The organism is Streptomyces sp. NBC_01233, assembly GCF_035989305.1.
Lineage (GTDB): Bacteria > Actinomycetota > Actinomycetes > Streptomycetales > Streptomycetaceae > Streptomyces.
Window position 1 is genome coordinate 1,566,913 of record NZ_CP108514.1, and the last position, 14,231, is coordinate 1,581,143.

The following is a 14,231-nucleotide window of genomic DNA, read 5'->3' on the forward strand; positions in this document are numbered from 1 at the left end:
CGGCCCAGCTGTGGAGGGTGACCGTGTCCGCCTCACGGACATCGGGCTCCGCCGGATCCCGCACACCCGCCTGCTGCGCCGCCCCGAACGCCTCCACCATGCTCATCCGCTTGCCCCTGAGCATCACGCCCATCAGGACATCCCGGAATCCCAGCGGATCGGACACCGCCACGTCCAAGGCCTTGTAGACGCGCAACAGCCACGCCATGACGGCAGCCGGTTCTCTGCCGGCGGGCGCCAGCGGCACGCCCCCCGGATTCAGCCCGGGATCCGCAGCCCACAACGCACTCAGCGTGTGAGGCGACGAGGGATGCGCGAAAGCCGCCCAGGAGAAAGCAGTGAGGACGAGCTCGAGGTCGGCATCGCCCTCGGGATCCATCAGCTTGCCCAGCAGCTCATCTGTGTTGCGCGTGCCCGGCGGGAAGAACACCGCACTGACCTCAACCGTCGCGTCAGTACGCGAGGTGATGTAGGTGAACAGGGCCTTGAGCGCCCAGCGCGCCGTGCCGGCCAGACGCGGGTCGGCAATCAGAACCTTCCCCACCGCGGCCTCGTAAACAGCGTCGAGGTCCTCCTGCGCAGGCAGACCCTCTTCCTCGTCAAGGTCGGAACCACTGTTCCAGTCCGCCTCCTCGGGCTCAGCCTGCGGGCCGGCCTCGGCCGCCTTCACATGGGTGTAGGGACCACTCTCGTCCTGGCGTTCCTGCCAGTCACTGACCGTCAGCACGGTCTGCCCCGCGAACAGGTACGGGAACGTCTCGGGCCGCTGCGCGTAGCGGGAGATGTCCCGCAGCGACGGCGAGGACCCCACCTCCACCTCCACCAGCATCCGCCGCCCACCGGGCAGTGCCGCAACCTCCCGCATCGCCAGCCGCTGATCCCGCGTTCCCGCCTGAAGCCCGGCGACCACCAGACTCCCCACCCGCTCGCCCGGACCGGCCATCGCCACCCACACCGACCCCGCAGCGCCATCGGCGGGAGGCAACGCGGCCAGCGCCTCCAACGCCATCGCCCGGTGCGCCGCGGCCTCCCCCAGCAGGCCCTGCGCCAGCTCACCAGCCCGCTCCACCAAAGCAGCCCGCGAAGCAGCACGCGACCCCGGCGCCACACCACCATGCGCACCCGCCAGAGCGGCGAAAGCCTCGTCACGCATCAGCAGCGACGGGAACCCGCCCCCACCGTCCGCCGCACGCACCACCACACGCTCAAGCTCCCGCACCTGATCAGCAGGACCACCACCAGCAGCCAGGAACGCACCATCAGGACCACTGACCACATAAAGCGCCAACGCATGAGACCGATGCGCGACACTCCCGGAAACCTCCACCCCGGCACGGCCCCCGGTGAGCGACCCCGCCAACTCGAGATACGCGGTGCGGTGAGGCAGATCAACGAACGGATGCTCCGGGGTCCACGGCAACAGGTCGGGGCGGAGGAGCTGCTCAGTCCGCTCATACAGGTTCACCGCGTCCCCGTACTGCAGCGACAGCTCCAAGCCCCCGACCGAGTCTACTGACGCCTCGAACAGGTCGTAGAGGGAGTAGCGGTTGTCCGGGAGCAGGCCGGCCATCAGCACGTCTCGCAGGAACTGCATGTGCACGTCGGTGAGAACGAGGCGCTTCTTCATCCCGTCCACGATCGTGCGCGGCAAGGCCGGGTCCGCGACGGCGAGGAATCCCCGGGCCCGCAGCTCGTGGAATCGGGCACTGTTCTTGTCTCTCGGTTTGACCGATGTGACCCCGCCCAGGCTTCCCGCCAGGGCACTGACGAACTCCTCCAGCGTGGCCCCGGACCCCGGCTGGAGGAAGTGCGCCCTCCACTCCTCCTCGCGGCCCTCAGACATGTCCGCCGCGGGCAGCAACATCCGCAGGGCCCGGCCCGGGTCCCCCGTCTCCTCCAGGTAGCTCTCGTACAAACTCTTCAGGAGGACACGCCCGCCCTCGACCACCGACGGGGTGCGGGCCAGCGCCCGGCCCAGGGCGTCCTCGTACTGCCGGGTCAGCTCCTGCCACCGCTGCGAGCCGAAGAACACGTCGTAACGCCCCGGCCGCCCACCGAAGACGGCATCCACCGCCCGCCCCGCCACGGCAATGGCCTCCGGCCCGCGCCCCGTGAACCGCACCCAACGCGGCTCCGGATCACCCGATTCGTGCTTCAGGCCCACTCCCACTCCAGCGGCGCCCACACCGAATGTGCTGCTGACGACGTTCGATGCCCACACAACGTGGCGCGGATTCGCGTCCGCCACCGTCTGGCCCAGCGCGTCAAACCCGGGAAGCCACTCGCCCGGCCGGCACGCCAAGAGGACCAGAGGCAGCCCCTCCTCCCCGGTCCGGTAACGCTTGAGGAGCTCTCGCAGGTAATGGCCGACCTCCCCGCCCGTCGCGCTGCGAAGGCCACGCCGGGAGCCGAGCGCAAAATACATCCCAGCGGTCGCATGGGAAATGAGGACGAAGCCGTCACCCGCTTCGTTCCACGGGAGCGGAACAGAAGGAACGGCGAGACGGTTTGACCCTTCAAATAGCTCATACTGCCGTATGTCGAAGAAGACCTCGGCCGTGCGGTGGAACCGCACATGCTGCTGTGACGGTGACATGGCGTCGGCGCCGATGACGCGGTCGGTGCCAGGGCGGGTAGCGGCGCGGGTGATGATCTCCCGGTCCCACTCGCGGACCGGGAGCGGAGCGGGAACCTCGGCAAGGACCACATGCGTGTACCGCTGACCGGTAGCCGCGTCGAACACCACCCCACGCGACACCTCCCGCAACTCCGTCGCCTGCGCGAACAACGCCGGCCGGGCACCGGGATCCGGCGCGAACACCGCCACATCACGCGCCGTGGAATCCCGGACCTCATACAGCACCAGACCATCCACACCACCAGCAACGGCACCGGCAACGGCACCGGCACCGGCAACGGCCGCTTCCCGCAGCACCGCATCCCGGCTCGTGCCCGCCCGGTGCAGAGCAGGAACCCCGGACACGCTCTGACCCTGGGAACCCACCCACCACACCGGCCCCAGAACCGCCGGCAGCAGCTCGACCGCCTCCACCGCCATCTCCCGGTGCCGCACCAGCTCACCGAGCAGCCCCTCACCCCCGCCCAGCACCACATCAGCCGCCCGGCCCGCCAGCCCGGCCAGCACCACCCCCCGGTCCAGCCCGACGGCAGGAACCGCCTCCGCCCGCGACAGCAGCTCCTCAATCCCCCGCCGCCGCAGGATCAGCGGCACCCCAGCACGCACATCCCCCGACCCGAACGCCTCACCCAGCACCGACCGCACCAACGCAGACAGCGCCGCCACACCCTCATCCAGTCCAGCCCGCAGCAACACCCCATCCACACCAGCCGCCAGATACAAAGCAGGCACATGCTCCACGCGCACATTGCTCAGGATGTACGGGTGCCCGTGCCGCAACACCCACGCCCGCAGAGCATCCCGCCGCACAGCCACCCGGCCGACCGCATCCGCCGTCGTAGCCGCCAGGGCACCGAACTGCGCGTAGCGCCCGACCGGTCCCAGAACACGGGTCAGCGCCGCGATCTCCGCCAGCACGGGACCGCCCGTGAGGCGCGCAGTGAGCCACCCGGTCGACAACGCGTACCGCACACGGTGCGGCAAACTCAGATCACCCTTGTCGAAACCGGCCGGGAGCCGCACACTCGCCGCGCGCTCCTCCGGGTCGAATGCGTGGTCGGCCCAGCTGTGGAGGGCGACCGTGTCCGCCTCACGGACATCGGGCTCCGCCGGATCCCGCACACCCACCTGCTGCGCCGCCCCGAACGCCTCCACCATGCTCATCCGCTTGTCCCTGAGCATCCCGCCCATCAGGAAATCCCGGAATGCCAGCGGATCGGGCTCCTCCATTTCCAAGGCCTTGTAGACACGCAACAGCCACGCCATGGCAGCCGCCGGCTCTCTGCTGGCGGGCGCCAGCGGCACGCCCCCCGGATTCAGCCCGGGATCCGCAGCCCACAACGCACTCAGCGTGTGAGGCGACGAGGGATGCCCGTAAGCCGCCACGGCGAAAGCAGCGCGGACGACCCTGGGGTCGGCATCGCCCTCGGGATCGAGCAGCTTCTTCAGCAGCTCATCTGTATTGCGCGTGCCCGGCGGGAAGAACACCGCACTGACCTCAACCGTCGCGTCAGTACGCGAGGTGATGTAGGTGAACAGGGCCTTGAGCGCCTGGCGCGCCGTGCCGGCCAGACGCGGGTCGGCGGTCAGAACCTTCCCCACCGCTACTTCATAAACAGCGTCGAGGTCCTCCTGCGCAGGCAGACCCTCTTCCTCATCGATGTCGGAACCACTGTTCCAGTCCGCTTCCTCGGGCTCAGCCTGCGGGCCGGCCTCAGTCGCCTTCACATGGGTGTAGGGACCGGCCTCGTCCTGGCGTTCCTGCCAGTCGCTGACCGTCAGCACGGTCTGCCCGGCGAACAAGTGCGGGGACGTCTTGGGCCGCTGCGCGTAGCGGGAGATGTCCCGCAGCGACAGCGAGGACTCCGCCTCCACCTCCACCAGCATCCGCCGCCCACCGGGCAGTGCCGCAACCTCCCGCATCGCCAGCCGCTGATCCCGCGTGCCGGCCTGAAGCCCGGCGACCACCAGACTCCCCACCCGCTCGCCCGGACCGGCCATCGCCACCCACACCGACCCCGCGGCGGCCGCGGCGGCCGCGGTGGGAGGCAACGAGGCCAGCGCCTCCAAAGCCATCGCCCGGTGCGCCGCGGCCTCCCCCAGCACGGCCTGCGCCAGCTCGCCGGCCCGCTCGACCAAAGCAGCCCGCGAAGCAGCACGCGACCCCGGCGCCGTACGACCATGCGCACCCGCCAGAGCGGCGAAAGCCCCGTCACGCATCAGCAGCGACGGGAACCCGCCCCCACCGTCCGCCGCACGCACCACCGAACGCACAAGCTCCCGCACCTGATCAGCAGGGCCACCGTCAGCGGCCAGAAGGGGACCATCAGGACCACTGACCACATAAAGCGCCAACGCATGAGACCGATGCTGAAGACCCCCGGAAACCTTCACCCGAGCACGGCCCCCGGTAAGCGACCCGGCCAGCTCGAGATACGCGGTGCGGTGAGGCAGATCAACGAACGGATGCTCCAGGCTCCACGGCCACCGGTCGAGGCGGAGGAGCTGCTTGGTCCGCTCATACAGGTTCACCGCGTCCCCGTACTGCAGCGACAGCTCCAAGCCCCTGGCCGTTTGGGAGCTTACTGACGCCTCGAACAGGTCGTAGAGGGAATAGCGGTTGTCCGGGAGCAGGCCTGCCATCAGCACGTCTTGCAGGATCCGCATGTGCAGGTCGGTGAGAACGAGGCGCTTCTTCAGCCCATTCACGATCGCGATCGCCAAGGCCGGGTCCCCGACGGCGAGGAACCCCCGGGCCCGCAGCTCGTGGAATCGGGGAGTTTCCTTGTCTCTCGGTTTGGCCGATGTGCCCCCACCGAGGCTTCCGGCCAGGGCACTGACAATCTCCTCCAGCGTGGCCCCGGACCCCGGCTGGAGGTAGTGCGCCCTCCACTCCTCCTCGCGGCCCTCAGACATGTCCGCCGCGGGCATCAACATCCGCAGGGCCCGGCCCGGGTCCCCCGTCTCCTCCAGATAGCTCCCATACAAACCCTGCAGGAGGACACGCCCGCCCTCGACCAGCAACGGATTGCGGGCCAGCGCCCGGCCCAGGGCGTCCTCGTACTGCCGGGTCAGCTCCTCCCACCGCTGCGAGCCGAAGAACACATCGTAACGCCCCGGCCGCCCACCGAAGACGGCATCCGCCTCCCGAGCCGCCGCGGCAATCGCCTCCGGCCCGCGCCCCGTGAACCGCACCCAACGCGGCTCCGGATCACCCGATTGGTGCTTCAGGCCCACTCCCACTCCAGCGGCGCCCACACCGAATGTGCTGCTGACGACGTTCGGTGCCCACACAACGTGGCGCGGATTCGCGTCCGCCACCGTCTGGCCCAGCGCGTCAAACCCGGGGAGCGACTCGCCCGGCCGGCACGCGAAGAGGACCAGGGCGAGCCCCTGCTCTCCCGGCCGGTAGCGTCTGAGGAGCTCTCCCAGGTGATCGCCGACCTCCCCGCCCGTCACCCTGCGAAGGCCACGCCGGGAGCCGAGCGCAAAGAACATCGCCTGCGACGTATGGGAACTGAAGGCGAAGCCGTCACCCGATCCGTTCCACGGGAGTGGAATAGAGGGGGTGACGACCCGGTTTGAGCCGTCATTTCTATCGTAGTGGCGTATGTCGAAGAAGACCTCGACCGTACGGTGGAGCAGCACATGCCGCTGTGACGGCGACGTGGCGTCGGCTCCGATGACGCGGTCGGTGCCAGGGCGGGCAGTGGCATGGGTGATGATCTCCCGGTCCCACTCGCGGACCGGGAGCGGAGCGGGAACCTCGGCAAGGACCACATGCGTGTACCGCTGACCGGTAGCCGCGTCGAACACCACCCCACGCGACACCTCCCGCAACTCCGTCGCCTGCGCGAACAACGCCGGCCGGGCAGCGGGATCCGGTGCGAACACCGCCACATCACGCGCCGTGGAATCCCGGACCTCATACAGCACCAGACCATCCACACCACCAGCAACGGCAACGGCACCGGCAACGGCCGCTTCCCGCAGCACCGCATCCCGGCTCGTGCCCGCCCGGTGCAGAGCAGGAACCCCGGACACGCTCTGACCCCCGGAACCCACCCACCACACCGGCCCCAGAACGGCCGGCAGCAGCTCGACCGCCTCCACCGCCATCTCCCGGTGCCGCACCAGCTCACCGAGCAGCCCCTCACCCCCGCCCAGCACCACATCAGCCGCCCCGCCCGCCAGCCCCGCCAGCAGCACCCGCCGGTCAGGCGCGACGGCAGGAACCGCCTCCGCCCGCGACAGCAGCTCCTCGATGCCACGCCGCCGCAGGATCAGCGGCACCCCAGCACGCACATCCCCCGACCCGAACGCCTCACCCAGCACCGACCGCACCAGCGGATACAGCGCCGCCACACCCTCATCCAGCTCACCCCGCAGCAACACCCCATCCACACCAGCCGCCAGATACAGGGCAGGCACATGCTCCACGCGCACGCTGCGCAGGATGTACGGGTGCCCGTGCCGCAACGCCCACGCCCGCAACGCATCCCGCCGCACAGGCGTCGTAGCCGTCGGATCACCGAACTGCGCGTAGCGCCCGACCGGTCCCGGAACAGCGGTCAGCTCCGCGATCTCCGCCAGCACGGGACCGCCCGTGAGCTGCGGAGTGAGCCACCCGGTCGACAACGCGTACCGCACACGGTGCGGCAGACTCAGGTCACCCTTGTTGAAACCGGCCGGGAGCCGCAGACGCGCCGAGCGCCCCTCCGGGTCGAATGCGTGGTCGGCCCAGCTGTGGAGGGCGACCGTGTCCGCCTCACGGACATCGGGCTCCGCCGGAGCCCGCACACCCGCCTGCTGCGCCGCCCCGAACGCCTCCACCATGCTCATCCGCTTGTCCCCGAGCATCACGCCCATCAGGAAATCCCGGAATCCCAGCGGATTTGACTCCTCCACTTCCAAGGCCTTGTAGACGCGCAACAGCCACGCCATGACATCCGCCGGCTCTCTACTGGCAGGCGCCAGCGGCACGCCCCCCGGATTCAACCCGGGATCCGCAGCCCACAACGCACTCAGCGACGAGGGATGCGCGTAAGCCGCCATGGCGAAAGCAACGAAGACGGCCCTGGGGTCGGCATCGCCCTCGGGATCCATCAGCTTCTTCAGCAGATCATCTGTGTTGGGCGTGTCCGGCGGGAAGAACACCGCACTGACCTCAACCGTCGCGTCAGTACGCGAGGTGATGTAGGTGAACAGGGCCTTGAGCGCCTGGCGCGCCGTGCCGGCCAGACGCGGGTCGGCGATCAGAACCTTCCCCACCGCGGCCTCGTAAACAGCGTCGAGGTCCTCCTGCGAAGGCAGCCCCTCTTCCTCGTCAAGGTCGGAACCACTGTTCCAGTCCGCCTCGTCGGGCTCAGCCTGCGGGCCGGCCTCAGTCGCCTTCACGTGGGTGTAGGGACCGGCCTCGTCCTGGCGTTCCTGCCAGTCGCTGACCGTCAGCACGGTCTGCCCGGCGAACAAGTGCGGGGACGTCTCGGGCTGCTGCGCGTAGCGGGAGATGTCCCGCAGCGACGGCGAGGACCCCACCTCCACCTCCACCAGCATCCGCCGCCCACCGGGCAGTGCCGCAACCTCCCGCATCGCCTGCCGCTGATCCCGCGTGCCGGCCTGGAGCCCGGCGACCACCAGACTCCCCACCGGCCCGGCCGGACCGGCCATCGCCACCCACACCGACCCCGCAGCACCATCGGCGGGAGGCAACGCGGCCAGCGCCTCCAACGCCATCGCCCGGTGCGCCGCGGCCTCCCCCAGCACGACCTGCGCCAGCTCACCAGCCCGCTCCACCAAAGCAGCACGCGAAGCAGCACGCGACCCCGGCGCCACACCACCATGCGCACCCGCCAGAGCGGCGAAAGCCCCGTCACGCATCAGCAGCGACGGGAACCCGCCCCCACCGTCCGCCGCACGCACCACCGAACGCACAAGCTCCCGCACCTGCCCCGCAGGACCACCACCAGCAGCCAGGAACGCACCATCAGGACCACTGACCACATGAAGCGCCAGCACATGAGCCCGATGCGCGACACTCCCGGAAACCTCCACCCCGGCACGGCCCCCGGTAAGCGAACCCGCCAGCTCGAGATACGCGGTGCGGTGAGGCAGATCAACGAACGGATGCTCCGGGGTCCACGGCAACCCGTTGGGGCGAACGAACTGCTCGGTCCGCTCATACAGGTTCACCGCGTCCCCGTACAGCAGTGACAGCTCCAGGCCCCTGGCCGAGTCTACTGACGCCTCGAACAGGTCGTAGAGGGAATAGCGGTTGTCCGGGAGTAGGCCGGCCATCAGCACCGCTCGCAGGATCCACACGTCCCGGTCGGTGAGAACGAGGCGCTTCTTCAGCCCGTTCACGATCGCGATCGGCAAGGCCGGATCCGCGACGGCGAGGAATCCCCGGGTCCCCAGCTCATGGAATCGGGGACTGTTCTTGTCTCTCAATGTGGCCGGTGTGACACCGTCCAGGCTTCCGGCCAGGACCATGACGACCTGCAGCAGCGTGGCCTCGGCCCCCGGCTGGAGGTAGTGCGCCCTCCACACTCCCTCGCCGCGCACGGACATGTCTGCCTGGGGCAGCAGCATCCGCAGGGCCCGGCCCGGGTCCCCCGTCTCCTCCAGATAGCTCTCATACAGCTTCTGAAGGAGGGAACGCCCGCCCTCGACCAGCGCCGGGGTGCGGGCCAGCGCGCGGCCCAGGGCGTCCTCGTACTGCCGGGTCAGCTCCTGCCACCGCTGCGAGCCGAAGAACACATCGTAACGCCCCGGCCGCCCACCGAAGACGGCATCCGCCGCCCGGGCCGCCGCGGCAATCGCCTCCGGCCCGCGCCCCGTGAACCGCACCCAACGCGGCTCCGGATCACCCGATTGGTGCTTCAGCCCCAATCCCACTCCACCGGCGGTGCCCACTTCGAATTCGTTGCTGACGACGTTCGGTGCCCACACGACCTGGCGCGGATTGGCGTCCGCCACCGTCTGGCCCAGCGCGTCAAACCCAGGAAGCCACTGGCCCGGCCGACACGCGAAGAGGACCAGGGCGAGCCCCTTCTCTCCCGGCCGGTAGCGCTTGAGGAGCTCTCGCAGGTGATCGCCGACCTCCCCGCCCGTCGCGCTGCGAAAGCCACGCCGGGAGCCGAGCGGAAAGAACATCGCCTCCAGCGTATGGGAACTCAGGACGAAGCCGTCACCCGATCCGTTCCACGGGACCGGGATAGAGGGGGCGACGACCCGTTTTGAGCCGTCAATTCCATCGTAGTGGCGTATGTCGAAGAAGATCTCGGCCGTACGGTTGTACAGCGCATGCTGCTGTGATAGCGGCATGGCGTTGGCTCCGACGACCTGGTCGGTGCCAGGGCGGGTAGCGGCACGGGTGATGATCTCCCGGTCCCACTCGCGGACCGGGAGCGGAGCGGGAACCTCGGCAAGGACCACATGCGTGTACCGCTGACCCGTAGCCGCGTCGAACACCACCCCACGCGACACCTCCCGCAACTCCGTCGCCCGCGCGAACAACGCCGGCCGGGCACCGGGATCCGGCGCGAACACCGCCACATCACGCGCCGTGGAATCCCGGACCTCATACAGCACCAGACCATCCACACCACCAGCAACGGCACCGGCACCGGCATCGGCCGCTTCCCGCAGCACCGCATCCCGGCTCGTGCCCGCCCGGTGCAGAGCAGGAACCCCGGACACCGTCTGACCCCCGGAACCCACCCACCACACCGGCCCCAGAACCGCCGGCAGCAGCTCGACCGCCTCCACCGCCATCTCCCGGTGCCGCACCAGCTCACCGAGCAGCCCCTCACCCCTGCCCAGCACCACATCAGCCGCCCGGCCCGCTATCCCGGCCAGCAGCACCCGCCGGTCAGGCGCGACGGCAGGAACCGCCTCCGCCCGCAACAGCAGCTCGACGAGATCGACGACGAGGTACTCGATCCCCCGCCGCCGCAGGATCAGCGGCACCCCAGCACGCACATCCCCCGACCCGAACGCCTCACCCAGCACCGACCGCACCAACGGATACAGCGCCGCCACACCCTCATCCAGCTCACCCCGCAGCAACACCCCATCCACACCAGCCGCCAGATACAGGGCAGGCACATGCTCCACGCGCACGTTGCGCAGGATGAACGGGTGCCCGTGCCGCAACACCCACGCCCGCAAAGCATCCCGCCGCGCAGCCACCCGGCCGAGTGAATCCGTCGTCATGGCCGTCGGATCACCGAACTGCGCGTAGCGCCCGACCGGTCCCAGAACACGGGTCAGCGCCGCGATCTCCGCCAGGACGGGACCGCCCGTGAGGCGCTCAGTGAGCCACCCGGTCGACAACGCGTACCGCACACGGTGCGGCAAACTCAGGTCCCCCTTGTTGAAACCGGCCGGGAGCCGCAGACGCGCCGCGCGCTTCTCCGGGTCGAATGCGTGGTCGGCCCAGCTGTGGAGGGCGACCGTGTCCGCCTCACGGACATCGGGCTCCGCCGGATCCCGCACACCCGCCTGCTGCGCCGCCCCGAACGCCTCCACCATGCTCATCCGCTTGTCCCTGAGCATCACGCCCATCAGGAAATCCCGGAATGCCAGCGGATCGGGATCCTCCATTTCCAAGGCCTTGTAGACGCGCAACAGCCACGCCATGACATCCGCCGGCTCTCTGCCTGCGGGCGCCAGCGGCACGCCCTCCGGATTCAGCCCGGGATCCGACGCCCACAACGCACTCACCGTGTGAGGCGACGAGCGATGCTGGAAAGCCGCCCAGGAGAAGGCAGTGAAGAGAAGCCCGGGGTCGGCATCGCCCTTGGGATCGAGCAGACTGTTCAGCAGCTCATCCGTATTGCGCGTGCCCGACGGGAAGAACACCGCACTGACGTCAACCATCGCGTCAGTACGCAAGGTGATGTAGACGAACAGGGCCTTGAGCGCCCAGCGCGCCGTCTCGACCAGACGCGGATCGGCGACCAGAACCTTCCCCACCGCTACTTCATAAACAGCGTCGAGGTCCTCCTGCGCAGGCAGACCCTCTTCCTCATCAAGGTCGGAACCACTGTTCCAGTCCGCCTCCTCGGGCTCAGCCTGCGGGCCGGCCCCGGTCGCCTTCACATGGGTGTAGGGACCACTCTCGTCCTGGCGTTCCTGCCAGTCACTGACCGTCAGCACGGTCTGCCCCGCGAACAGGTGCGGGGACGTCTCGGGCCGCTGCGCGTAGCGGGAGATGTCCCGCAGCGACGGCGAGGACCCCACCTCCACCTCCACCAGCATCCGCCGCCCACCGGGCAGTGCCGCAACCTCCCGCATCGCCTGCTGCTGATCCCGCGTGCCGGCCTGAAGCCCGGCGACCACCAGACTCCCCACCGGCCCGGCCGGACCGGCCATCGCCACCCACACCGACCCCGCAGCACCATCGGCGGGAGGCAACGCGGCCAGCGCCTCCAACGCCATCGCCCGGTGCGCCGCAGCCTCCCCCAGCACGACCTGCGCCAGCTCACCAGCCCGCTCCACCAAAGCAGCACGCGAAGCAGCACGCGACCCCGGCGCCACACCACCATGCGCACCCGCCAGAGCGGCGAAAGCCCCGTCACGCATCAGCAGCGACGGGAACCCGCCCCCACCGTCCGCCGCACGCACCACCACACGCTCAAGCTCCCGCACCTGCCCGGCGAGGCCGCCGTCAGCGGCCAGAAGGGGACCATCAGGACCACTGACCACATGAAGCGCCAACGCCTGAGCCCGATGCGCGACACTCCCGGAAACCTCCACCCCGGCACGGCCCCCGGTAAGCGAACCCGCCAGCTCGAGATACGCGGTGCGGTGAGGCAGATCAACGAACGGATACTCCGGGCTCCACGGCAACCCGTTGGGACCGAGGAGCGCCTCCGTCCGCTCGTACAGGTTCACCGCGTCCCCGTACAGCAGCGACAGCTCCAAGCCCTGGGCCGTGCCGGAGTCTGCTGACGCCTCGAACAGGTCGAGGAGGGAATAGCGGTTGTCCGGGAGCAGGCCCGCCATCAGCACCGCTCGCAGGATCCGCACGTCCCCGTCGGTGAGAACGAGGCGCTTCTTCATCCCGTTCACGATCGCGATCGGCAAGGCCGGATCCGCGACGGCGAGGAATCCCCGGGTCCGCAGCTCGTGGAATCGGGGAGTGTTCTTGTCTCTCGGTTTGACCGATGTGACCCCGCCCAGGCTTCCCGCCAGGGCACTGACGATCTCCTCCAGCGTGGCCCCGGACCCCGGCTGGAGGAAGTGCGCCCTCCACTCCTCCTCGCGGCCCTCAGACATGTCCGCCGCGGGCATCAACATCCGCAGGGCCCGGCCCGGGTCCCCCGTCTCCTCCAGATAGCTCCCATACAGCCCCATCAGGAGGAAACGCCCGCCCTCGACCAGCAACGGATTGCGGGCCAGCGCGCGGCCCAGGGCGTCCTCGTACTGCCGGGTCAGCTCCTGCCACCGCTGCGAGCCGAAGAACACATCGTAACGCCCCGGCCGCCCACCGAAGACGGCATCCGCCTCCCGAGCCGCCGCGGCAATCGCCTCCGGCCCGCGCCCCGTGAACCGCACCCAACGCGGCTCCGGATCACCCGATTGGTGCCTCAGCCCCAATCCCACTCCACCGGCGGTGCCCACTTCGAATTCGTTGCTGACGACGTTCGGTGCCCACACGACGTGGCGCGGATTGGCGTCCGCCACCGTCTGGCCCAGCGCGTCAAACCCGGGAAGCGACTGGCCCGGCCGGCACGCGAAGAGGACCAGAGGCAGCCCCTCCTCCCCGGGCCGGTAGCGCTTGAGGAGCTCTCGCAGGAGATCGCCGGCTTCCCCGCCCGTCACCCTGCGAAGGCCACGCCGGGAGCCGAGCGTAAAGAACATCCCATTCGCATGGGAACTCAGGACGAAGCCGTCACCCGATCCGTTCCACGGGAGCGGAACAGAAGGAACGGCGAGACGGTTTGACCCTTCAAATAGCTCATACTGCCGTATGTCGAAGAAGACCTCGGCCGTACGGTGGAGCAGCACATGCTGCTGTGATGGTGACATGGCGTCGGCTGCGATGACGCGGTCGGTGCCAGGGCGGGTAGTGGCATGGGTGATGATCTCCCGGTCCCACTCGCGGACCGGGAGCGGAGCGGGAACCTCGGCAAGGACCACGTGCGTGTACCGCTGACCGGTAGCCGCGTCGAACACCACCCCACGCGACACCTCCCGCAACTCCGTCGCCTGCGCGAACAACGCCGGCCGGGCAGCGGGATCCGGTGCGAACACCGCCACATCACGCGCCGTGGAGTCCCGGACCTCATACAGCACCAGACCATCCACACCACCGGCATCGGCACCGGCAACGGCCGCTTCCCGCAGCACCGCATCCCGGCTCGTGCCCGCCCGGTGCAGAGCAGGAACCCCGGACACGCTCTGACCCTGGGAACCCACCCACCACACCGGCCCCAGAACGGCCGGCAGCAGCTCGACCGCCTCCACCGCCATCTCCCGGTGCCGCACCAGCTCACCGAGCAGCCCCTCACCCCCGCCCAGCACCACATCAGCCGCCCGGCCCGCTATCCCGGCCAGCAGCACCCGCTGGTCAGGCGCCGCGGCA

1 protein-coding gene (running past both ends of the window) is annotated in these 14,231 nt (G+C 69.5%); it reads right to left on the reverse strand.

All 14,231 nt of this window come from inside a single coding sequence — locus OG332_RS07310, hypothetical protein (protein WP_327412677.1), on the reverse strand. Of the gene's 78,117 coding nucleotides, 26,492 precede the window and 37,394 follow it; the stretch shown corresponds to coding positions 26,493-40,723 — codons 8,831 (partial) to 13,575 (partial); reading right to left, the first codon wholly in view occupies positions 14,228 to 14,230. The start codon and the stop codon both lie outside this window.